This window comes from Dyella sp. BiH032 (assembly GCF_031954525.1).
Taxonomy (GTDB): domain Bacteria; phylum Pseudomonadota; class Gammaproteobacteria; order Xanthomonadales; family Rhodanobacteraceae; genus Dyella_D.
On sequence record NZ_CP134867.1, the window covers coordinates 4,526,760 to 4,549,616 of the forward strand.

Sequence of the window (22,857 nt, forward strand, 5' to 3'; positions counted from 1 at the left end):
TCAGCGACGAACACGATAGCGGATGTGTGTGGCATCCGGCGTATCGATCACCCGAGCAATCTCCAATTCGACGCGCGACGGAAGCACTTCGAACAGCCGGCGGCCGCCGCCGAACAACACCGGGATCTGGTGGATCTGCAACTCGTCCAGCACACCAGCCTCTAGCGCTCGTTGCGCCGTGTACGCGCCAAGCACCAGCACGTCACGATCCCCGGCGGCGGCCTTGGCCTGCGCCATCGCGCTCTCAATCCCGCCGAGCACGTACTTCACCAGCGGATAGTTCGCCACCGAGGGCCCCGGCGGTCGGTGGCTTGGCACGATGATGGGGACACCGTGATTGTCGCCACCCCAGTGGTCGATCTGCTCCACGGTACGCCGCCCAGCCAGAATCGCGCCCGGCGAGTTCCACTCGTCCCACAGTTGTGCGACCGCCCCCGATGGCCGGGAGAAGTCCCCATACCACTCGTGCAGCCGGTCGAAACCGTCGCCGCCGGGGTTGCCTGGTTCGTCATTGGGACCAGCGATGTACCCGTCGAGTGACATGGACATGAATAGTACCGACGCCGACATTTGGGTCTCCTATCGATTCAATGACAAGGGGATGAGGGTGAGTTAGCACCCAGTGCTTGACGCAGCTAACGGGTTACGTTCCCTTTAGCGCAACCGCGTTCGCCACGATGTACGCGATCTAGAGTACGTGTTTGACTCGAAGGGCGTCCGAGAGGCCGCCCTTCTTCGTTTACGCAAGCGCGAAAGCATCATCCATCCAAACTCACCTTTTTGTAGGGGATAACCTACATAACGTGTTCGAAAAACTGTCGCCTCACTTGCGCCATCCTGAGTGCTATCGTTCGCGGCCTTGCTTTCATCCAGCAGACCATCACGTCGATCAACGGGGAGGACGATTTTATGGACCGATCAGCAAGCGCATTGATAGCAGCACTCCTCAATTTAACTCTGTTTATTGGCGACATCGGCGCGACGCCACAAACGCCCGCTAAGCCGTCCACCACGAGCGCTGAGGCAACCAAGTCGAGCCATGGCGAGACCATCAACGGTATCGGCATCATGCCCGGCGCAGAGCGGCTCTCCTACATATCGCTGCGGTATTACGGCATACGGCCAAGCTATGACGCGTGCATCCAAGCAGCGCAAGGACAAGCGGGGCTAAAGGGCGACTGCGCCGACACCGAGTTCCAGTTCCAAGATGCGCGACTTAACAAGGCCTACAAGGCGTTGCTTGAGTCCATCACCGCCGTAGAGGGAAAAGATTCCATCAAGGACATCCAGGCCGCGCAGCGGGCTTGGCTGGCTTTCTATCAGAAAGACTGCGCGGCCAGGGCGGACCGGTTCGGATCGACCCGTGGGCCAAGTACGTTGTCCATCTGCCAGATGGAAAAAACGGCCATTCGTGCTCAGGAAATCGAGGATTGGCGCAACAGCTACGTAGCGAATCATCAGCCGTAATTTGCACGGGACCGCGTTCAGCCACAGGCCCAGGCAGCACATACCGGCACAGCCACGCCATCGCTGCGGTGTCCTGAGCGACTGGACGATCCTGCACATCCTGACCATACGTTCTACCTCAGGACACGCGAACTCGTTTACCAGCTTGATCAGCAGAACGGCCGCGCGCCGGACCATCGTAGCGACCAGCTAGCTTCCGCTCTGACAATTCAGGCTCGTACCGAAGGCCTACAGCGAATCGACCAAATCGCCTTGAGTGAGGATGCTAGTGCTCTGTGGGGAGCCCAGCGCCCAGCAGGCATCCGTGACCACTTCTATGACCGCCTCTGCAACGTCAATACGGTAGAAGCATTGAATACGCCTATGGAACAGAGTGGCGCGCAATGGCAGCAAGCCATGCAGCAATTCCAGGAACACCAAGAGCAGGCTCAGCGGCAGCAGAGCGCGCAGCAAGAACAGTCGCAGCAGCGGGCGAATAGCGCATTACGACACTGAAAAGCCTCGAAAGGGTCCGGGTCGCTTCTAAGGACGACCGCACCAGTCTTCGGACTTGCACGCTTAACTACACCCGGCCCCTTATCGGGGCAGCCTCGCATTAATCCGCATCCTCTTCACCTCGCAGCACGAAACCGGCACTCCTTACAAGAGATACATAGGCCGCAATCGGCATAGGTCGAGGACGAGACATATCCCACTGCTGCCCAAGTGGTTGCATGACCTTAGTAAGGATTGAGTACGGATATTCGTTACGAGGCGTTTGATCCAACATATCTCGTGCTGCATTCTCGTCATAAGACGAGAACTCGTAATAGTGGCTTAGCACCTCCGATAGTGAAAAGCTCCTACTGACCGAACTGCGCCCCCTGTGCGAAGAATCGATCTTTGGATTCTTGATGAACACCTTCCTACATCTATCTTCAAAGTCTGGCGCATCGAGTTCCCGTCCAGCACAAACCTCAAAAAACGGCCTGTTCCTTTGAAACGCAGCACACAAGAAAAATAGCCATAGAGCGTGGATATGGCCGCCATCATCTAGTGCCGCTGCCACCTCTTCAACAAGGGGAACCAACTGATGCTGGGATCGCAGATCTAGCCCAAACGCGGAGACGATCATGCTCCAGCTATGCGTGTAACCGCTGTCATATCTGCCGTGTTGGGGCAATCCCGAGTACGTGGATGCGAGCGTGATAGGGCCGTTCCCGTCAAACAAAGTAGCGGCGAACGTCTTACCGTCGGTTTCGGGCAGAACGTACTCACGGTCGAATAGGCGGCGAAGATAGCCTGCACCGTCAAACTCAGCCCCGTAGAGCGAGCGAACTGAGTTCTGCAGCTGATGCAAGTTTGTTGAGATAACGTAGACCACATCAACCACACCAAAGATGTGCTTAACTTCCTCTAGCAGCTTCACAGCATAGGATGGACGACAGCGATCCAGCTCGTCGACGAAGATAAACATTGGAAGGGTGGATTCTTTCGACGAGCGCTCTTTGACCAGCAGGAGATGATCATGGACAGCCTTCCGAAATGCGGCTAACTCATCCTTTCGCGACTGATGGCTAACCAGATTTTCTTGGAACAACTTATCTAGAATCTCGTCCGCCGCCTTAGTTGCACGCCCCCATGGGTCTTCAGGTGAATCGCTCTTCGACATAGCGTCACTGAGCTCTTCAAAACCAACACCAATAGCTTTTTGAAGAACACCGCTTAGAAGCACTTTGCTGGCAGGCACCAATGCCCGCCGTAAGTTCTTCTTGGACTCTGCTAGTAACCCTGACGCCTGTTTGCGCAGTTTCGCATTTCTCGGAAGGTTAGCCTTCTGCCAAGCGTGCATTGCCTCGACGACCGCAGCCATAAGCGCAACAGACGCTTCGTCGCCAATATCATTTTCCCAGGCGTCGAAATACACCACGGGATGACCTAGTAGCCTCAGATCGTCACTCCAGTTCTTGACGAAGAACGTCTTCCCCGCTCCCCACGCCGCATCGAGAGCGACCGTTAGACCTTTTCCTTGACCACTTCGTTTTCGAGATTGAGAAGTGAGGGATTGAGTCAAGTAATCGGCGACTGGCTTTCGATTGAAAGCGTCGCCATTCCAATGGTTTAGTGCTGCACGGCTCATCCAGAACCCCTATTCCGAGCTGAAAATTGGCTTATATCAGCCAGCTGCGCCTACGGCGTTGCGCAATGTCTGCTATGGGTCGTAAGCGGACATGTCGGTGTCAGGAACGTCCGCGCCAGCGCTTCATTTCCAACAGCTCTTCGCGCGCGACCGTCGGGTCAACATGACCAAAGGTCACGACCTCATCGCCCGCCGAGAATCGGTCCAGAACCTTATCGATCCGTTGCCTTATCCACTCCGGCAGCGACTCCCAAAGCTGGTCCCGCTGGGCACTACCCGCTAACGCGTCAATCGAACGCGCGATCGTCTCACCCTCGGTGTACAAGCCGGACTTGTACTCGTCCAAGATGTCCTGGGCGCTAAGCATCGATTCCCCCAGTCTCAATCCTTCTTCTGAACGATGTCCGCTTCGGGTCGGAAGCAGACCTTAGCCGTCAGCCAACAACAGCCGCAAAAGCTCCTCGGCCCGCGATGCACTAAATGGCATGGTCAGCTCGGGATTCGCCAACTCGAAAATGACCTCGCCTTCTACGGAGCTCGGTTCGTAGGCAATGTCATCTCGGCACTCGATGGCGTTGGCCCATTCCTCGAGCTGCGTAGCGGACAACTCCGCCTGTACGTAGCGATGTATCGCGTGCTGGACGTGCGACGGCTTCAATTCAGCGAGCGGCGCATCACTATCCCAGCCATAGGCTGCCAAGTCGGCGACAACGTCCGATACGGGTCGTTCGCAGCACAACAGTTCCGTGATAAGCCCAACGCGATCCATAGGGCCTCCCTCGACTTGATAAATGACTTGTCTGCTGTGGGTCGGAAGCGGACGTAACAAGCTCTATTCGTAGATCTTCCCCACGAAGAGGAACTTTGCCAAAACATTGCAATGTTTCCGTTCTGCCAACCGTTGGCTCCGCTCCAGCGATAACGCTGACGAATGGAACGCGCAACTTTTAGTGCTTCACGCGGCTTAGTGAGCACAAGCTTGTCCACGCGCGGCCGCCCGGCCACGTCTTCCTTCGTAATTGATGAATCGGTCACTGAGTCCATTCCCCTGCAACTATCTTACGTCAGCTTCGGGTCGGAAGCAGACCTAACAATTCATTCTAAGCTGTGTCGTCATTAGTCGACGACAACTCACTATTTTTCGACGGGCGAACGGACCTCGTCCGATCATCCTTGGCCCCAAACGTGCGGTAGTTGGCCCGTGCCTGATTCAAGCTCGGGCGATTCGCTCCTCCGGCAAAGTCAGGGTCGGCCAACTGCACGTCGTCATCCTCCCAAAAGCAAACAGGGCAGATCACGAACGAGCCAGGGAACGAGCCATCGTCCGGCATCGTGAGATGGCCACAGCATGGGCAGGCAACGCTCATATTCCCCCTTTGTAAAAGGTCCGCTCCGGGTCGGAAGCGGACCTACCTTGCAGGTATTGCTTCGTCTGCTCCAACAGCCGCCAGTTGGGTGAAACTTTTATTCGCTCACAGCTCGAGTGATATGGAATAAATCATAGTTGTACGTGACCGCTATCCGTGTACATGTATGTCAGCCAGAACGTTCTTTCAGTAGCTGGGTCATCAGCCCCGATTCGGTGGGGGAATCCTGCGCGGTAAATCGCCACTGAAAGTGACTCTAGCAACCGCCACGCCTCCGACCAACCAGTGCCTATTGATCCTGATGCATACATTGTTTCGCGCGTCGACGGATTCATTTCGAAGTCCACGTCGCCGGCGCCTACATAGCGAAGTATCACTTGACCGTTGAAACCTGACACCCACGGTTCAAGCTGAAATAAGCAATCGGACAAATAAGGCTCGATGCCCCTGAGGCCCTTTGGCGCATAGATGTCGATATGAAAGTGACACCTTGCTGCCTCATCGAACGTTCCGTTCGCAGAGAACGAGCTCTCCATGATTCCCTCCCAAAAGAAAACGATCTCGAATCGGCGCCATTAGGTCCGCTTTGGGTCGGAAGCGGGCAGTCGCCTTTATCTTAATGAGCGCCCTGGAATGACCGGTAGAACTCCCGATTCTCCCAGTCTGGCTCGTATGCCTTGATGATCTTTTCATAAGGACGCCCATGTATCTCGGGGCTGGCCATCGTCCGCAGCGACTCAACCGCCCACGAACGGACATCGGGCCACCTCAGCGCGTGCATGAGGAAAGCGACCGGCTCATCACTAATGAGTTTGCCGTCGAATAGGCCCGTCAGCGCCTTGGCAAACTCGACCCTGTGCGATGGATTGCCAGCGATGACCTCTAAGCAACGAACATAGTTCGGTTCGGCCAGATCGAATGAGAACTCCGTGTCGAGGACGTGCTCTGCCTCAAGCAAGCGTTCCTTGAACTCGTCGATGGGACTCAAAGCTCTTCCTCGCTATGGCGACTCAGTAACCAATTCCCGGCATGTCTGCATTGGGTCGAAAGCGGACCCTACCTGCTATTAAATAATCCGTCCGCTATAGCACGGCTGTACTCGTCATCGCAGTAGCCAGGGCAGCGCCTCTTGAGCTCACTAATCAGCGGCACATAGGCCGTAGCCGGCTTCTCGTTCGGATCGGAAACGTGATCCCAGCGTCCTTCCCGAATTTCCAACACTAGCTTGTATCCAGCTTCTGCTAGCCGCTCCGAAATCATCACAATCTCCCTTCGTCGCTGACAGTCTTAGGTCCGCTTCGGGTCGAGAGCGGACATCCCGAGCTTGCCGATTCGCCGTAGGCGCGGCAAGGCTCTGCCGCTCTGCAGCAGGGCCTTGGAGTAACGAGCGTGCAACACGGGGAGAAATGGAATCCCTAACCTATTGCTGTAGAAGGCTTATGCGCCTTTACCGATCCAGTCCATCATTGGATCGCCCCCTCCAAAAAACCATGCCGGGGAAGAGGGGCGAAAGTGGCAAGGCCGGCTTCCGCCGCTCCGCGTGCATATTCCCGGATATTGTGCGCTCCGCTTACGTTACCGCCGCCACGCGCCCCACCTTCTCCCGCACCTTCCCCCACTGCATCCTCAAATGCGCCTGCGCCGCGCACCGCGTCCCCATCTCCATAAATGCCCCAATCCCGTCCAATATCACCGTCAAGCGCCGCACATCTGGAACGCCACGCTCATTGACTAGCTCCGTCAGCGTCTGAAGATTGCTGCGCGCGTACTGCAACCATTCCGTGGCATCGTTCAATAGCGCTTCCGGCCCCGCATCCGGATCAGAGAAGTAGTTCGTGTGCCGCGTGGTCCAGGGCTCGCCAAAAACGTTCATCGGTAACTCCTTGTCATAAGTCGCCGCTCCCTCGTTCCGAAAACGGCACGCCGCCAATCGCTCGGCGTGCCGCGATCACACGGACTCGAGGTTTCACCGGTGGTCCATGGCTGGACACCGGGCGGCTTGATTGAGAAGTGGAATGCGGCGTCAGTAGATTCCGCCGTCGCGCAAGGCGACGCGCCGAGTTGCACGGCTAGGATTCTTCCAACGAAAACCACCAGGGCCGCGGTTCTTCAACCGTGCCTGCGAGGGATGCAGACGGCCCGGATTGGCGGTGAGGATGTCGCCGAGGGGATCGGCGGGCGTGCAAGTACCGTATGATCTGGCTTAGCCATGATCAACTCCTACGAAGTTGGTTATGGTCAGCGGGTCAGGGGTGTTACCAGCACCCTTGGCCCGCGCTTCTCACAGCATTGCTGCCATGGTTGTCCGCGACGCGCATCACCACTCCGCGGGCAACGCCATCGACACTAACAAAATCATTTTTCGTTGTCTGTAGGTGCGCGCCGACGATGTGCATGCGAGATGTGCATTGCGCATTTGTCTCACGGCTTCGTCGCATCTCGTGCTCGACTTCCTGTACGCCCACGCTCGCGATCCGCTTATCTGACGACCTGATGCGCATGGTCCCGACACGCCGACTCGGCCATCCAAGCGCCACGCTCGGTCGATAACCCATGCCTTCCGTCCTATGTCCGCACCCTCCATGCCGCATAGACTCACGGGATATCCCAAGGGGAGCAGCGCCATGCAGCGTTCGGGGCTTCTGGTTTTTCTTTGCCTGCTGACGACTTTCCTGATGGGAAGTCGATCGGCTTTCGCCGAGCCCGCGCCCACTGCGCACATCACCCTTGGCGATTCCACCGCGCCATTGAATGGCCCCTGGCAATTCCAGATTGGCGACGATCCCCGCTGGTCTTCGCCGGACTTCGACGACAGTACTTGGGAAACCGTCGACCTCACGCCCGCGCCGGGCGCGCACGACGGCGACGTCGGCTTGCCGGGCTACGTCTCCGGCTGGAGTCGTCGAGGCCATGCGGGCTACATGGGCTATGCGTGGTATCGCCTCAAGGTAACCGTCGATAGCGACGGCCACACGCCGCTCGCCTTGGCAGGCCCGACGCTGGTCGATTCCACGTACCAGCTCTACGTCAACGGAAAGTTGCTCGGCGGCACGGGTGATTTCTCCGGCGCCACACCCACGGTGTACGGCGTGAGGCCGACGGTCTACACGCTGCCGGCATCCACGTCGACCGGCCCGCAAACCTACGTCATCGCCTTCCGCGTCTGGATGGATCCTATCGATGCCGGCGAGGACAACGGCGGCATCCACGTCGCGCCGAACATCGGCCACGCGGACAGCATCGACCTGCTGCACCAATCGCAATGGCTGAAGACCTTCACCGGCTACGTGGTGGATGCGGCCGAGCCGTTCGCGTTTGTCCTGCTCGCGCTCATGGTGGTGGCGCTGATCGCCTGCCGCACCAGCGACGCCTACCGCTGGTTGGCGATCGCCCTCGTCTTGCTCGCGCTGCTGCGCGTCAACCAAGTGTTGTTCTACTGGACGGATGGGTGGAGTCTGCGCTGGTACGACATCGCCGTCACCGTGGTCCTCCGTCCGCTCAACCTCGCTGCATGGGCACTGGCGTGGCGGGACTGGTTCCGCCTACGTAAGCGCCCCTGGCTGCGTAACGCCATCTCGGCGCTGACGGTGATCTACGTGACGTTCGCGCTGATCGGCCGCCCGTGGTTCGCACCGGAAGCGCTCCATGGCATCAAGCCAGCCGCCGATGTCGTCGTCTCGGGCGCTCGCGTGGCGTTTGCCGTTCTCTATCTATGGATCATCGGGTTGGGGGCGCTCCGTCTCGCCAAGCCGTCTGCTTGGCTGGGCGCACTCACCGCACTACTGGTTGGCATCGGCTTGTTCGCGACGGAGGTCAATGCCCTAGGCGTCCCGGGCATCTGGTTCCCTTACGGTGTCGGCGTGGCGCGCGGGCAATATGCGTATGCAGCCTTCATCGCGCTGTTGTTCGCGCTGCTCTTGATGCGGTGCGTTGCCTACGCGCGGAGAAGATAACCCAAGCACTGGCCAGCCAGAGCCGCTGTTCTTCGCACTGGCTTACGGCCGCTTCCTGAGCGGATCGAGCAACCGCTTCAAGCCGTTGTGATCGATCTCCAACGCCAGCGCGAGCAGGTTGCCGAGATCGCCCTTCGGAAAGCCCTTGCGGGCATACCAGGCGAGATAGGCGCCGGGAAAGTCGGCGATGAGGCGGCCCTGATACTTGCCGTAGGGCATGATGGTGGTGACGAGGCGTTGCAGGTCTTCGGGTTTCATAAGGCTTCGATCGCCGTCATGCCCGACGCCGGGCATCCGTCCAAGGCTACAGGCTCCCACCACTCACCGGCCATGCCGGTGAGAAGCCGGCGCGAACGGCGCCATCAGCTCGACGATCCAGTCGATGAACACGCGCAACTTTGCGCTGACATGCCGGTTCGGCGGGAACGCCAGGTAGAGCGGCATCGGGTCCAGGTGCCAGCCCTCGAACAAGCGCTGCAACTCTCCCCGCTCCACGTGCGCCCTGGCCAGGTATTGCGGCAGCCACAGGACGCCCAGGCCGACCAATCCGGCTTCCAGATAGGCGTTGCCGTCGTCGACGCACGCGAAGGCTTTCCTGCCCGCGCCGCATGACATAAGGCACCGCCTTGCCGGCGCGCGCGCCGAGGAAGCCGACGGTCCGGTGATGCGTGTCTTCCAGCTCGCGCGGGTGCGCAGGGCGTCCTTCCCGCGCCAGATAGCCGGGCGCCGCGTACACGCCCAGCGGCAAGTCGCCCAGGTGGCGTGCCTGCAACGACAGGTTGGCAAGTTCGCCGCCGCGCACCACGCAGTCCACGTTCTCCCCGATCAGGTCCACCCGGCGATCGCTCACGCCCAGGTCGAGCTGGATGTCGGGATAGCGGGCGTGGAACGCGGGCAAGGCGGGGATCAGGATCAGGCGCGCCACCGGGCTGGGCACGTCCACTCGCAGGCGCCCGCGGGGCGAGGTCGACGCCGCGGAGAGGCTGGTCTCGGCATCGTCCATGTCGGCGAGCAACCGCACCGCCCGCTCGTAATAAGCCATGCCGTCGGCGGTGGCGTTGACCTGGCGCGTGGTGCGATTGAGCAGCCGGACGCGCAGATGCGCTTCCAGTTGCTGCACGAGTTGGGTCACGCTGGTCTTGCTCAGGCCGAGCGTCTCGGCCGCCTTGGTGAAGCTGCCGGTTTCCACGACCCGCACGAACGCCTGCATCGCCTCGAACCGATCCATCACTCCTCCCACGCGCCGGGACTGTTTGGATTCTACAAACAGTGTTCCCGCCACGCGCCCGTTTATCCGGACTCGGTCGCTGCCTAGATTACCGTCTCGTCTTCGACTTTCATCGATGGAGATTTTCATGACGGCACGTGACGTGGTTTTCCCTCCGCATCGCCGCGCGCTCTACGAGCGCAACCGCTATTCGCCCGCCATCCGCTCGAACGGTTTTCTGTTCGTCTCGGGGCAGGTCGGCAGCCGCGAGAATGGTTCGCCGGAACCGGACCTGGAGCAGCAGGTGCGCCTGGCCTTCGACCATCTGAATGCCACGCTCGCCGCGGCGGGCTGCACGTTCGAGGATGTCATCGACGTCACGGTGTTCATGGTCGATCCTGCGTCGAACTTCGAGCGGATCTGGCGCGTGGTGCCGGACTACTGGGGCCAGGCGCCGCACCCCACGCTGACCGCCGTGGGCGTGACCTGGCTTTATGGCTTCCAATTCGAGATCAAGGTGATCGCGAAGCTGCCGGAAGCGGCGGGCCAGTCCTGAGCGTGGATCCTCCCCGCCTCACTCCATCCGCGGCATCGGCTGCGCCGGCGCGTCGCCGCCTTCGAAGTAGTCGAGGCGGACGACCTTGCCCGCCGCATCGCGCACAGGTGCGAAGTAGCTGAGTTCGTCCGGTACGAAGTACAAGCGTCCATCCGCGGTCATCTGCAGGGGCACGAGGTTGTGGTGGCTGCGCTGCGCGAAGAGACGGCCATCTTTCACCGACAGGGTTTCGACAGTCTGCGCATCGATGCGGTAGTTCCCCGCCAGTGCGGCCAGGTTTTCGGCGGTTGGCGTCACGGGCACCGGGTCCGCGTAGGGCTGGCCAAGGGCAATGGCGGCGAGGCGACGGGCCATGGTGCGCGCATCGAACTCGTCGTCGTTGGCGAGGACGACGACGGTGATGTCTTCCTTGGGCAGATAGCCGACGGCGGAGGCGAAGCCGTTGATCTGGCCAGTGTGGCCGACCATATCGCTGCCTCGCACACGCCACACATAAAGGCCCAGCCCATAGCGCCGCGTCGGCGACATGCCGGGCAAGGCCGGTGCCGGCGTCGCCATCGCGCGGAAGCTGCGCGGGCTGATCACGCGGCCGTTAGCGAGCGCGCGCATCCAGCGCATGAGCTCGTCGGCCGTGGCGACCAGTCCACCCGCCGCGGCAGGCACGCTCGAACTGATGAAGGGCGCGTTCTCCACGCGGTGCGCGGGGTTGTCAGTGGTGTAGCCCGCGACGCGGCCGGGGATCAGCGCGGCGTTGTCGCCATAGCGGATGGCCGTCAGCCCTGCCGGTTCCAGCAGCAGCGTGCGCATGGCTTCATGCCACCGCTGCCCGGTCACCTTTTCGATGACCGCGCCGAGCAGGATGTAGCCAGCATTGGAATACGACCAGCGCGTGCCGGGCTCGAAATCGGGCGGGCGCTTGGCGATCTCGGCCACTTGCGTGGCCGTGTCGACGTCGCGTCGCAGGAAACCCGGTTGCGCGGGCTTGGCGGTGTCCGACACGCCCGCCGTGTGGTTCAGCAGTTGGCGCAAGGCGATGCGGTCAGCGCCGGGAACGTCGGGCAGGTACTTGCCCAGCGTGTCGTCGATCGAAAGCCGCCCCTGCTCGGCGAGCTTCAGCACCGTCGCGGCGGTGAAGATCTTGGTGATGGAAGCGATGCGGAACACCTGGTCGGCAGCGAGCGGCACGCCCAGCTCGATCTGCGCCTGTCCGCGCGCGCCCCGGAACAGCACCTTGTCGCCCTTGGCCACCAGCACCACGGCGCCGGGGCCGTCGGCGGCGACCGAACGTTCCAATACGGTCTGGAGCTGGCCGGCGACGGCGGCCTCCGGCTGCGGCGCGGCAGAGGCCACGGCCGTCGAGGCCAGCCAGGCGCACAGGATCAGGCCACTGCGGAAACCCACGTTCCTTCTCCCGGCCGGCGGCGAACCGCGTTCCGGCGAGCTTAGCCGGGCCCCTGGCGGCGGCCCTGTCCCTTCCGTCATGCTGCGATCCGGCCGGTATCTCATCCATTGAGACCCTTCCGGTGCTATCTTGAATACCGTCCCGCTATTCAAGACACCCAGTCATGTCGCCCCCTCCACACGGCGGTGCCCGTCCCGGCGCCGGCCGCCCCGCCAGCGAACCCACCCAGCGCCTGCGCGTGCCGGAAAGCCAGGTGCCGACGGTGCTGGCGTATCTGGAGGCGTACCGCCAGGGCACGTCGCTGGAGGCGCCTCGGCCGCTCTCGCTGCTGCCCTCGACGGTAGCGCTCACCGCCTTCAGCAGCCGCGTGCCCGCGGGCCTGCCCAGCCCGGCGGACGACGACGTCGAAGACGTGGTCGATCTCAACCGCCATCTCGTTATCGAAGGGCACGAGCCGAGCACCTTCATCGTGCGCGTGTCCGGCTGGTCGATGATCGGCGCGGGCATCTTCGACGGCGACGAGGTGCTGGTGGACCGCGCGCTCAAGGCCCGCCAGGGCGACATCGTGGTGGCGATCGTCAACGGCGAGTTGTCGATCAAGCGGCTGGGCAAGGTGGACGGCAAGGTCGCCCTGCTGCCGGAGAACGCGCACTTCAAGCCCATCGTGTTTAAGGAGGGCGAAACACTGGAGCTGTGGGGCGTCGTCACCCGCTGCCTGCGCAACCTGCGCTGAGAGCCTGGTCATGGTCTTCCCGTACCCCGCGTTGTCGTTGAGCGGCCGCCAGGTGGTAGTGCGTGGCGTCGGCCTGGCTGGCTGCCAGGCCAAGCCGCGCGCTGCCGCATGGCGGCCGCTCAGCGACAACCCTCCGGGCCGGATCGGTTTGCGCCCAGGGCCGCGTCATCGCTCAGTCGTGTACGGACGTACACTCCTTCGCTCTTCCTTGCCCTGCGCGCAAACCGATCCCGGCGCGGGGCACGGGAAGACCATGACCAGGCTCTAAGGCGCCATGGGCCAGGTCGTCGCCCTCGATGCGCTGTTCGCCGGCCGCCAGGTCTGGCACGGCCGCGCCCAGCCCGCGACAGCGCCCGGCAATCAACCCACCGGCTGGGAGGCGCTGGACGCCGCACTGCCCGCGGGCGGCTGGCCAGAGCACGCCTTGAGCGAAATCCTGCTGCCCGCCGATGGCGTGGGCGAACTGCAATTGGTGCTGCCGACGCTGGCGCGGCTGACGCGTGCCGGCGGCATCGTCGCGGTGATCGCGCCGCCGTACGCGCCCTGCGTCGCCGGCTGGGAAAACCGCGGCGTGGCCATGTCGCGCGTGGAGATCGTGCAGACCGTCACGCCGCGCGATGCGCTGTGGGCTGCCGAGCAATGCCTGCGCTCGGCCAGCTGCGCCGCCGTGCTGGCGTGGCCGCGCGAGGCCGACGATCGCGCGCTGCGCCGCCTGCAAGTGGCCGCGGATGGCGGACGCGCGCTCGGCTTCCTGTTCCGCGATCGCCGCCATGCCGCGCAGGCATCACCGGCCGCGTTGCGCCTGGAAGTGGAAACCGCGCCGGCGCGCCAGCTGCGCATCCGCAAATGCCGCGGTGGGCAGCCGCCCGCTCTGCCCATTCCCTTCCCTGCTGACGGCGCGCGGTGAGGCCATGCTGTGGGCCTGCATTCTCCTTCCGCATCTGGCGCTGGACGGCGTGCTGCGCCGGCGCCCGCCTTCGGACGAACCGCTGGCGCTGGTCACCGGCCACGCGCAGGCGCGCAGCCTCTATGCGGTGAACGCCAGCGCGCGCGCCGCCGGCTTGCGGCCGGGCCAGCGCCTGGCCGCCGCGCAGGCGCTGCTGGCGCGCTTCGAGTCCGTCGAATACGACCCGGCCGCGGCCGAGCGCTGGCATCGCCTGCTCGCCGCCTGGGCTTATCGCTACAGCGCCGAGGTGGCGCTATGGCCGCGCGCCATCGTGCTGGAAATCAGCAAGAGCCTGGGCCTGTTCGGGCCGTGGCCGGAATTCGAGCGCAAGCTGCGCTACGACCTCACCGAGCTGGGTTTCCGCCACCGCATCGCGCTGGCGCCCACCGCGCGCGGCGCCCACGTGCTGGCCGGCGTGCACGACGGTCTGGCGGTGACCACCCCGGACACGTTGCTCGGCGCACTGCGCCCGATTCCCGTGAACAAGGCGCGCCTGCCCGACGACGCTGCTGAGAGCCTCGCCGGCATGGGCTTGCGCACGCTGGGCCAGGTGCTGTCCGCGCCGCGCGATGGTCTGCGCCGCCGCTTCGGCGAGGAACTGATCGAGCATCTGGATTACCTCACCGGCGCCCATCAGGAAGTGCTGCCGTTCTATCGCCCGCCGGACCGCTTGGACCTGGGCATGGAATGGACGCACGAGATCGAGCACGTCGAAGCGCTGGTGTTTCCGCTGCGCCGCCTCGCGGGCGATCTCGCTGCTTACCTGGCCGGACGCGACGGCGGCGTGCAGCGCTTCATGGTGCGGCTGGTCCACCGCGACGGCAGCTCCACCGACGTAAGCATCGGCCTGCTCGCGCCGGAGCGCGACGCCGCCATGCTGTTCGAACACGCGCGCGGCCGGCTGGACCGCACCACACTGCCGCAACCGGTGGTGGCGATGCGGCTGGTTGCGCACGAACTGCCGCCGTTCGTGCCGGCCGGGCGCGATCTGTTCGACACGCGCCCGGCGAACGCGCTGCCGCTGGACCAGCTGCGCGAACGCCTGCGCGCGCGGCTGGGCGACAGCGCCATCCATCAGCTGCGCGCCAGCACCGATCCGCGCCCGGAGCATGCGCAGACGCGCGACATGCACGCCGAATTCGTCGGCACGCCCGCGCCGCTGCCGCGCCCCACCTGGCTGCTCGACACGCCCATCCCGCTGCGCGGCCCGCCGCCGCGCATCCTCGCCGGCCCCGAGCGCCTGGAGACCGGCTGGTGGGACGGCGACCTGCGCCGCGACTACTACGTGGTGGAAACCGCGCAAGGCCAGCGCGCCTGGGTGTTCTGCGGGATCGGCGAGCAAGGGCCGTGGATGCTGCACGGGTGGTTCGCATGAACGACTACGCCGAGCTGCATTGCCTGTCGAACTTCTCGTTCCAGCGCGGAGCATCCAGCGCGGCCGAACTGTTCGAGCGGGCGAAGGCGTGCGGATACAAGGCGCTGGCCATCACCGACGAATGCTCGCTCGCCGGCATCGTGCGCGCATACGAGGCCTCGCTGGAAACGGGCCTGAAGCTAATCGTCGGCGCGGAATTCAAGCTGGACGACGGCCTGCGCTTCGTCCTGCTGTGCGAGACGCGCGAGGGCTATGCCTCGCTGTGCGGACTCATCACGCGCGGCCGCCGCGCCTCGGCCAAGGGCACATATCACCTCACCCGCGCCGACCTCGCCGATGGCCTGCCCGGCACACTCGCGCTGTGGCTGCCAGAGGCGGCGCCGAATGCCGACGATGGCCGCTGGCTAGCGGAACGCTTCGCGCAGCGCCTGTGGCTGGCGATCGAATTGCATCGCGGCCCGGACGACGCCGCGCGCCTTCACCAACTCGAAAGCCTCGCCGCCGACCTTGCCATTCCCACCGTCGCCGCCGGCGACGTGCACATGCACGCGCGCGGCCGCCGCGCGCTGCAAGACACGCTCACCGCGATCCGCCACGGCCTCACCGTGGCGCAAGCCGGCGCCGTGCTGTTCAAGAACGGCGAGCGGCATCTGCGCACGCGCGAGGTGTTGGCGGAGATCTATCCGGCGCACTTGCTGGAAGCAACCGTGCGCATCGCGGACCGCTGCCAGTTCACGATGGACCAGTTGCGCTACCGCTATCCGGCCGAGCTGGTGCCGGCGGGATACACCGCCACCTCGTGGTTGCGAGAGCTCACCGAGAAGGGCATCCGCGAACGCTGGCCGAACGGCATCAGCGCGGAGAACCGGGCGAAGATCGAGAAGGAGCTCGCACTCGTCGAGCAGCTGGAGTACGAGCACTACTTCCTCACGGTCGAAGACATCGTCCGCTACGCGCGCGGCGAAGGCATCCTCTGCCAGGGCCGCGGCTCGGCCGCCAACTCCGTGGTGTGCTACGCGCTCGGCGTCACCAGCGTCAGCCCGGACGAAGCCAACCTGCTCACCGAGCGCTTCATGTCGGAAAGCCGCAAGGACAGCAAGTTCGGCCGCCCGGAGCCGCCCGACATCGACATCGATTTCGAGCACGAGCGGCGCGAGGAGGTCATCCAGTACATCTACCGCAAGTACGGCCGCGAACGCACCGCGCTGGCCGCCACGGTGATCAGCTATCGCGGGCGCAGCGCCGCACGCGACGTGGGCAAGGCGCTGGGGCTGTCCACCGACCAGGTGGCGACACTGAGCGACGTGTTCGCCTGGCGCAACGGCGGCTCGATGAACCAGCACCTGCGCGAGGCCGGCCTCGATCCGGAAAGCCCGCTGCTCAAGCGCGTGCTGGCGCTGACATACGAACTGCTGGATTTCCCGCGCCACCTCTCGCAGCACGTCGGCGGCTTCGTGATCTCCGATGCGCCCTTGTCGGAGCTGGTGCCGGTGGAGAACGCGGCCATGGTCGACCGCACCATCATCCAGTGGGACAAGGACGACCTGGACCGGATGAACCTGCTGAAGGTGGATTGTCTGGCGTTGGGCATGCTCACTTGCGTGCGCAAATGCCTGGACTTGATGCAGCAGCATGAAGGCGTGTCGCACACGATGGCGTCGATTCCGCATGGTGATGACGCCACGTACGCGATGATCCAGCAGGCCGATACCATCGGCGTGTTCCAGATCGAAAGCCGCGCGCAGATGTCGATGCTGCCGCGCCTGCGGCCGAAGGATTACTACGACCTGGTGATCCAGGTGGCCATCGTGCGCCCTGGCCCGATTCAGGGTGACATGGTGCATCCCTATCTGCGGCGGCGACGCGGGGAAGAGGAGGTTACCTATCCATCGGATGCGCTGAAAACCGTCTTGGAGCGCACCAAGGGCGTTCCGCTGTTCCAAGAACAAGTGATGCAGATCGCCATGGTCGCCGCCGGCTACAGCGGCGCGGAAGCCGATGACCTTCGTCGCGCCATGGCCGCATGGAAGCGCCACGGCGGTATGGAAAAACATCGCGACCGTCTCTTCGAAGGCATGCAGAAGAACGGCTACACCGAAACCTTCGCCCACCAGATCTTCGAACAGATCAAAGGCTTCGGCAGCTACGGCTTCCCCGAAAGCCACGCCGCCGGCTTCGCCAAGGTGGCCTACGTCAGCGCCTGGCTCAAATGCCACCACCCCGCCGCCTTCGCCTGCGCGCTGCTCAACGCGCAGCCGATGGGCTTCTACAGTGCCAGCCAGATCGTGCAGGACGCGCGGCGCCATCATGTGGCCGTGCGGCCGGCGGACGTGCGCTACAGCGACTGGGACTGCACGCTAGAACGCGATACGCGCAGCGGCGGAGGCTTCGCGCTACGCCTGGGCCTGCGCCAGGTGCGCGGCTGTTCGGAGGCCGTGGCGAAGCGCCTGTCGCAGGCGCGCGGGCGTGCCCCGTTCGCCGACATCGTCGACCTCTGCACGCGCGCCAACCTGGACCGACGCCACCAGGACCTGCTGGCCGATGCCGGTGCGCTGCGCGGGCTGGCCGGCCATCGCCACCGCGCGAAATGGGCGGTCAGCGGCGTGGAGGCGCAGTTGCCGCTGTTCGGCCGCGCGAGTCCCGCCGAAGAGAACGTCGTGCTGCCGCCGCCCACGCAGGCGGAGAACCTGCTCGCCGATTACGCGCATACGGGCCTGAGCCTCGGCCCGCATCCGTTGCGTCTGTTGCGCGCGCAACTGCGCGCGAAGCACTTCCTGGATTCGAAGCAGCTCGGCCAGTTGCCGCACGAGGCGCCGGCGCGCATCGCCGGCCTGGTCACCCAGCGCCAGCAGCCGCAGACCGCCAGCGGCGTCACCTTCATCACGCTCGAAGACGAACACGGCCCGGTCAATGTCGTGGTGTGGCGCCAGGTCGCCGAACGGCAGCATCGCCCTTATCTGGAATCGCGCCTGCTCGGCGTGGAAGGCCGTTGGGAAACCGTGGACGGCGTCCATCACCTGATCGCCCGCCGCTTGCTGGACCTGAGCCCGATGCTCGGCGCGCTCGACGCGCGCTCGCGCGACTTCCACTGATCGCGCAAGCGCGACGTAAGTCTTTCGGCCGATGGCTCCGCGGCCGGCGCACGTGCATGTAAACCCGGTGTCATCCCGCTTTCACGCAGCGTGCACGCGATGCGCCGGCTGCGCCGCAGTTCGCCGTGACCGTGCTCACAAAATGCATCGCTATACCTTCCGGCAAGTGCCTCCAGCCGAAAGCGCTGTCGCCTCGTCCACGTGTGCGAAGGCGCGTGTCCATCAGCCAATCCCTACAACTTCAAGCCTATGGGCCATGCGGCGACGGCTACGCATACTCCCGCTGCCGTCCGACCGCGAAGAGCCCGCCTGCCGTCCGGCAGCGCGCGAGGAACACGCTTTCGCGGGGACCGGCAACGGCGAATCAGGAGCGCTGCCGCTCGACTCGGGAAGGGACGATGCCCCACATGCTTGGCCAATCTTCCGCTTATCGCGCTGCGCGCGCGCAGTTGCAGCGCTATGCGCACTGCGATGCGCTGGTGCTGATCGAAGGCGAAACCGGCACCGGCAAGGAACTGGCCGCGCGCGAAATTCACTACGCCAGCCCGCGGCGGGATCGCCCCTTCGTTCCCGTCAACTGCGGCGCGATCCAGGATGGGCTGATCGAGAACGAGCTGTTCGGCCATCAACGCGGCGCTTTCACCGATGCCCGCAACGCCCAGCCCGGCCTGGTCGACCACGCCCGTGGCGGCACGCTGTTCCTCGACGAAGTGGATTCGCTTTCGGCCAAGGCGCAGGTCACGCTGCTGCGCTTCCTGCAGGACAACGAATACCGCCCGGTCGGCGGCGGCGCGGTGCTCACCTCGGATGCGCGCGTCATCGCCGCCACCAATGCCTGCCTCGATCAGGCAGTGGCCGCCGGCCGTTTCCGCCGCGACCTGCAATACCGGCTCAATGCCTTGCATGTGCGCCTGCCGCCGCTGCGCGATCGCGAGGGCGACGTCGCGCTGCTGGCCGAACATTTTCTCGACGCCGTCGCCCAGCGCATGGGCGGGCCGGCCAAGCGCTGGGGCGCGGATGCGCTGTGCGCACTCGGCGCACACGCCTGGCCGGGCAACGTGCGAGAACTGGAAAACGTCACGCTGCGCGCGTACATGCGCGCCGACGGCGACGTGATCGGCCTGGCCGACCTGGCCACGGCCGAACCGTCCCTCGTGCCATCGCACCACCAGTTCGAACGCGCGGCCACCACCGCCGAACTGTGCTTCGCGCAGGCCAAGAGCCGCGCGATCGAAGTGTTCGAACACCGCTATCTGCTGCAGCTCATGCAACGCGCCTGCGGCAACGTCACCGCCGCCGCCCGCCTCTCCGGCACGGAACGCCGTCAGCTGGGCAAGCTACTGAAGAAGCACGGCATCGAGACGAAGCAGTTCCGGACGTCGTGAACTTCACGTTCTCCCTCTCCCCTCCGGGGAGAGGGCCGGGGTGAGGGGACCTACGAAGCGAGATGCAGCATCCCGCCACCGCGGCGCCTATCTCGCTCTTATCCCTCTCCTCGTCATCAACGTTCCCTTCCTGCCTTTCCGACGCTCAACATCGTCAGATCGGACCACTGCCGCTTCATCGCTCCGTAGTCCCCCTCATCCGCCTACCGGCACCTTCTCCCCGCAGGGGAGAAGGACTCCACTAGCACCGCACTGCCATCCCCCTCTCCCCTCCGGGGAGAGGGCCGGGGTGAGGGGCCCTACGGAGCGAGATGCGGCATCCCGCCACTGTGGCGCCTATCTCGCTCTTATCCCTTCCCTCGTCATCAACGTTCCCTTCCTGCCTTTCCGACGCTCAACATCGTCGGATCGGACCACTGCCGCTTCATCGCTCCGTAGGCCCCCCTCATCCGCCTGCCGGCACCTTCTCCCCGCAGGGGAGAAGGACTCCACTAGCACCGCACCGCCAACCCCCTCTCCCCTCCGGGGAGAGGGCCGGGGTGAGGGGCCCTACGGAGCGAGATGCAACACCCCGCCATCGCACCGCCTATCGCGCTCTTCTTCGCTCCTGTCATCGACGTCGCTCTTCTCTCCTTTCGCGCCGGGTACTCCACCACCCAGCCCATCCCATGACATGGGTTCGCACCGACCCACACCGCACACAAGCGAATCACCGAAACCCGCACCACTGCGCCATTCCATCAGCGCCACCGCCTTGGCACGCCGATTGCTCCTGTCCCCTGGCGCATATGAGAGGTGCGGCATGGACCACCGGCTTACCAGCGATGCGGATCGGCGGATCGAGGTGCAGACCTCGGTGCTCGCCTATCTGCATCGGCATCCGGAAGCCGCCGACACGCTCGACGGCATCGTCAACTGGTGGCTTCCGCGGCAACGCCTCGATACCGCGCGGCAGCGCATCGAGGCCGCGCTCGAAGCGCTGGTGGCGGAGGGACGGCTCTGCCGTCACGCGCTGCCCGGCGGCACCGTGCTGTACGCGCTAGCCAACCATCCGTCACCGCGCGCCTCGTAGCCGCGGGCATCCACGAAGGAGGAGAAACCATGCCATCCGCGCTCACCTATCCGGGCGTCTATGTCGAGGAAATTCCCAGCGGCGTCCGCACCATCACGGGCGTGGCCACCTCGATCACCGCCTTCGTCGGCCGCGCCGCGCGCGGTCCCGCGGACGCCGATCCCGACGGTCCGGTCGTCATCAACAGCTATGGCGACTACGAACGCGTGTTCGGTCCGCTCGATCCGGCGTATCCGATGGGTTACGCGGTACGCGACTTCTACCTCAACGGCGGCGCGCAGGCGGTGATCGTGCGCCTGTACAAGAGCACCGCCGGCAAGGGCGATAAAGCGAAGATCGCCATCGCCAACCTTCCGCTGGAAGCGGCCTCCGCCGGCGCCTGGAGCAACAAGCTGCGCGCGCGCGTGGACAACAACGTCTCTGCCGACGTCGCCGCGCGCTACGGCCTGGCCACTTCGGACCTGTTCAACCTGACCGTGCGCGACATGGCCAGCGGTGTGCAGGAGACCTTCCTCAACCTCACCGTGAAGGAAAGCCCGCGCCGCGCCGACCGCGTGCTCGCCGCAAGTTCGACGCTGGTGCGCATGGCTTCGTCGCTCAGCCTGCCGGCCACCACGCCGCCCGCGCCGCACGACAACCCGGACGCCGGCAAGACCGTGTGGGAGCAGGACAAGTCATCCACCGGCGTGGCGTCGGGCGACGTGGCCGTGGACAGCGCCGCGCTGGACGATGCCGCCTACCTCGGCTCGGCCGACGCCAAGACCGGCATCTACGCGCTGAAGAAGGTGGATCTGTTCAACCTGCTGTGCATCCCGCCGGATGTGCGCGACGGCGACACCAGCACCGGCGTCTACCAGAACGCACTCGCGTTCTGCGTCGAGCGGCGCGCGCTGCTGGTGGTCGACCCGCCCGCCGCGTGGACCAGCGCCGCCGGCATCACCCAGAGCAACAACGCTGCCCTCGCCGCACTCGGCCTGAGCGGCGATGCCGCGCGCAACGCGGCGCTGTACTTCCCGCGCGTGATCGAATCCGATCCGGCGCGCCAGGGCCAGCTCGACACCTTCGCGCCCTGCGGCGTGATGGCCGGCGTGATGGCGCGCACCGACGCGCAGCGCGGCGTGTGGAAAGCACCGGCCGGACTGGACGCCTCGCTCGCCGGCGTGAAAGGCCTGGCCGTCAAGCTCACCGATGCCGAGAACGGCATGCTCAACCCGATCGGCGTGAACTGCCTGCGCGGTTTCCCGCTGACCGGCCCGGTGGCCTGGGGTGCGCGCACGCTGCGCGGCGCCGACCTGCTGGCCGACGACTACAAGTACGTGCCGGTGCGCCGCCTCGCGCTCTTCATCGAGGAAAGCCTGTTCCGCGGCACGCAATGGGTGGTGTTCGAACCGAACGACGAACCGCTGTGGGCGCAGGTGCGGCTCAACGTGGGCGCCTTCATGCAGAACCTGTTCCGCCAGGGTGCCTTCCAGGGCAAGACGCCGCAGGACGCGTACTTCGTCAAGTGCGACAAGGAAACCACCACCCAGAACGACATCAACCTGGGCATCGTCAACATCGTGGTCGGCTTCGCGCCGCTCAAGCCCGCCGAATTCGTGGTCATCAAGCTCCAGCAGATGGCCGGCCAGATCCAGTCCTGAAGGAGAACGCCATGGCCCAGTTCAGCGTCAACGCGCAGCGCTTCGATCCGTACAAGAACTTCAAATTCCGCGTGAAGTGGGACGGCCGCTACGTGGCCGGCGTCAGCAAGGTCTCCGGCCTCAAGCGCACCACCGAGGTGGTCAAGCACCGCGAAGGCGGCGACCCCAGCAGCACGCGCAAGTCGCCCGGCCGCACCGAGTTCGAGGCCATCACCATCGAGCGCGGCGTCACCCATGACCCCGAGTTCGAGAAGTGGGCGAACAAGGTGTGGAACTTCGGCGCCGGGCTCGGCGCGGAAAGCTCGCTCAAGGACTTCCGCAAGGACCTGATCCTCGAGGTGTACAACGAGGCCGGCCAGCTCGCCCTGGCATACCGCCTGTACCGCTGCTGGGTCTCCGAATACCAGGCCCTGCCCGACCTCGACGCCAACGCCAACGCCGTCGCTATCCAGCACCTGAAGCTGGAGAACGAGGGTTGGGAGCGCGACGTGTCGGTGGTGGAGCCGGCGGAGCCGAGCTTCAACGCACAGGCGGGTTGAAGGC

Annotated in this window: 21 protein-coding genes and 1 pseudogene; 11 read left to right on the forward strand and 11 right to left on the reverse strand. The window is 64.4% G+C overall.

From position 1 onward, the window contains the following. Entirely contained in the window at positions 1 to 549 is a 549-nt protein-coding gene (locus tag RKE25_RS19940; RefSeq protein WP_311839826.1) for a dihydrofolate reductase family protein, read from the reverse strand. A 360-nt stretch (positions 550 to 909) separates the two neighbouring features. Here RKE25_RS19940 and RKE25_RS19945 point away from each other — a divergent pair, with 360 nt between their 5' ends. Then, positions 910 to 1,467, forward strand: coding sequence for a lysozyme inhibitor LprI family protein (locus tag RKE25_RS19945; protein ID WP_311839827.1), 558 nt, complete (start codon positions 910 to 912; stop codon positions 1,465 to 1,467). Between the two features lie 228 nt (positions 1,468 to 1,695). Here RKE25_RS19945 and RKE25_RS19950 read toward each other — a convergent pair whose 3' ends face one another. The 6 genes from RKE25_RS19950 to RKE25_RS19975 all read right to left on the reverse strand — a co-directional run bounded on the left by RKE25_RS19950 (position 1,696) and on the right by RKE25_RS19975 (position 6,826). Then, a complete protein-coding gene (locus tag RKE25_RS19950) occupies positions 1,696 to 1,920 on the reverse strand; it encodes a hypothetical protein (protein WP_311839828.1) in 225 nt (74 codons plus the stop codon). A 142-nt stretch (positions 1,921 to 2,062) separates the two neighbouring features. Continuing rightward, the gene (locus RKE25_RS19955; protein WP_311839829.1) at positions 2,063 to 3,586 is read right to left on the reverse strand and encodes a P-loop NTPase fold protein; all 1,524 of its coding nucleotides are present in this window, start codon (positions 3,584 to 3,586) and stop codon (positions 2,063 to 2,065) included. 100 nt (positions 3,587 to 3,686) lie between these two features. After that, positions 3,687 to 3,932, reverse strand: a complete 246-nt coding sequence (locus RKE25_RS19960; RefSeq protein ID WP_311839830.1) for a hypothetical protein — start codon at positions 3,930 to 3,932, stop codon at positions 3,687 to 3,689. Between the two features lie 81 nt (positions 3,933 to 4,013). Then, a complete protein-coding gene (locus RKE25_RS19965) occupies positions 4,014 to 4,355 on the reverse strand; it encodes a hypothetical protein (protein ID WP_311839831.1) in 342 nt (113 codons plus the stop codon). Between the two features lie 1,214 nt (positions 4,356 to 5,569). Next, positions 5,570 to 5,941: a hypothetical protein gene (locus RKE25_RS19970; protein WP_311839832.1), complete on the reverse strand. Its 372-nt coding sequence runs from the start codon at positions 5,939 to 5,941 to the stop codon at positions 5,570 to 5,572. Between the two features lie 582 nt (positions 5,942 to 6,523). Further along, positions 6,524 to 6,826: a hypothetical protein gene (locus tag RKE25_RS19975; protein WP_311839833.1), complete on the reverse strand. Its 303-nt coding sequence runs from the start codon at positions 6,824 to 6,826 to the stop codon at positions 6,524 to 6,526. A 751-nt stretch (positions 6,827 to 7,577) separates the two neighbouring features. Here RKE25_RS19975 and RKE25_RS19980 point away from each other — a divergent pair. Continuing rightward, on the forward strand, positions 7,578 to 8,906 hold the full coding sequence (locus tag RKE25_RS19980; RefSeq protein WP_311839834.1) for a hypothetical protein: 1,329 nt from the start codon (positions 7,578 to 7,580) through the stop codon (positions 8,904 to 8,906). A 42-nt stretch (positions 8,907 to 8,948) separates the two neighbouring features. On the opposite strand, the gene RKE25_RS19985 is transcribed toward RKE25_RS19980, so the two are convergent. The 3 genes and pseudogenes from RKE25_RS19985 to RKE25_RS19995 all read right to left on the reverse strand — a co-directional run. Further along, entirely contained in the window at positions 8,949 to 9,164 is a 216-nt protein-coding gene (locus RKE25_RS19985) for a DUF3820 family protein (RefSeq protein WP_311839835.1), read from the reverse strand. 63 nt (positions 9,165 to 9,227) lie between these two features. Further along, entirely contained in the window at positions 9,228 to 9,521 is a 294-nt protein-coding gene (locus RKE25_RS19990) for a LysR substrate-binding domain-containing protein (RefSeq protein ID WP_311842446.1), read from the reverse strand. A 115-nt stretch (positions 9,522 to 9,636) separates the two neighbouring features. After that, positions 9,637 to 10,263 (reverse strand): annotated as a pseudogene (locus RKE25_RS19995) (LysR family transcriptional regulator); the annotation flags it as partial. Here RKE25_RS19995 and RKE25_RS20000 point away from each other — a divergent pair. Beyond that, positions 10,262 to 10,669 carry a RidA family protein gene (locus RKE25_RS20000; protein WP_311839836.1) on the forward strand — a complete coding sequence of 136 codons (408 nt, stop codon included), beginning with the start codon at positions 10,262 to 10,264 and terminating at the stop codon, positions 10,667 to 10,669. The pseudogene RKE25_RS19995 and the gene RKE25_RS20000 overlap by 2 nt on opposite strands. Positions 10,670 to 10,687: 18 nt before the next feature. On the opposite strand, the gene RKE25_RS20005 is transcribed toward RKE25_RS20000, so the two are convergent. After that, complete coding sequence (locus RKE25_RS20005) at positions 10,688 to 12,070, reverse strand: serine hydrolase domain-containing protein (RefSeq protein WP_311839837.1); 1,383 nt, start codon at positions 12,068 to 12,070, stop codon at positions 10,688 to 10,690. 164 nt (positions 12,071 to 12,234) lie between these two features. Between RKE25_RS20005 and umuD the strand changes: the two genes are divergently transcribed. From umuD to RKE25_RS20045, 8 genes are all read left to right on the forward strand, one after another. Then, positions 12,235 to 12,804: a translesion error-prone DNA polymerase V autoproteolytic subunit gene (gene umuD / locus RKE25_RS20010; RefSeq protein ID WP_311839838.1), complete on the forward strand. Its 570-nt coding sequence runs from the start codon at positions 12,235 to 12,237 to the stop codon at positions 12,802 to 12,804. 274 nt (positions 12,805 to 13,078) lie between these two features. Beyond that, positions 13,079 to 13,711 carry a translesion DNA synthesis-associated protein ImuA gene (gene imuA, locus RKE25_RS20015; protein WP_311839839.1) on the forward strand — a complete coding sequence of 211 codons (633 nt, stop codon included), beginning with the start codon at positions 13,079 to 13,081 and terminating at the stop codon, positions 13,709 to 13,711. Between the two features lie 4 nt (positions 13,712 to 13,715). Then, complete coding sequence (locus RKE25_RS20020) at positions 13,716 to 15,125, forward strand: DNA polymerase Y family protein (protein WP_311839840.1); 1,410 nt, start codon at positions 13,716 to 13,718, stop codon at positions 15,123 to 15,125. Further along, positions 15,122 to 18,217 carry an error-prone DNA polymerase gene (locus RKE25_RS20025; protein ID WP_311839841.1) on the forward strand — a complete coding sequence of 1,032 codons (3,096 nt, stop codon included), beginning with the start codon at positions 15,122 to 15,124 and terminating at the stop codon, positions 18,215 to 18,217. The genes RKE25_RS20020 and RKE25_RS20025 overlap by 4 nt, the downstream gene beginning before the upstream one ends. 398 nt (positions 18,218 to 18,615) lie before the next feature. Further along, entirely contained in the window at positions 18,616 to 19,602 is a 987-nt protein-coding gene (locus RKE25_RS20030) for a sigma-54 dependent transcriptional regulator (RefSeq protein ID WP_311839842.1), read from the forward strand. An 802-nt stretch (positions 19,603 to 20,404) separates the two neighbouring features. Further along, positions 20,405 to 20,674: a hypothetical protein gene (locus tag RKE25_RS20035; RefSeq protein WP_311839843.1), complete on the forward strand. Its 270-nt coding sequence runs from the start codon at positions 20,405 to 20,407 to the stop codon at positions 20,672 to 20,674. A gap of 29 nt (positions 20,675 to 20,703) precedes the next feature. Continuing rightward, complete coding sequence (locus tag RKE25_RS20040) at positions 20,704 to 22,314, forward strand: phage tail sheath C-terminal domain-containing protein (protein ID WP_311839844.1); 1,611 nt, start codon at positions 20,704 to 20,706, stop codon at positions 22,312 to 22,314. An 11-nt stretch (positions 22,315 to 22,325) separates the two neighbouring features. Continuing rightward, on the forward strand, positions 22,326 to 22,853 hold the full coding sequence (locus RKE25_RS20045) for a phage tail protein (protein WP_311839845.1): 528 nt from the start codon (positions 22,326 to 22,328) through the stop codon (positions 22,851 to 22,853). Positions 22,854 to 22,857 lie beyond the last annotated feature (4 nt).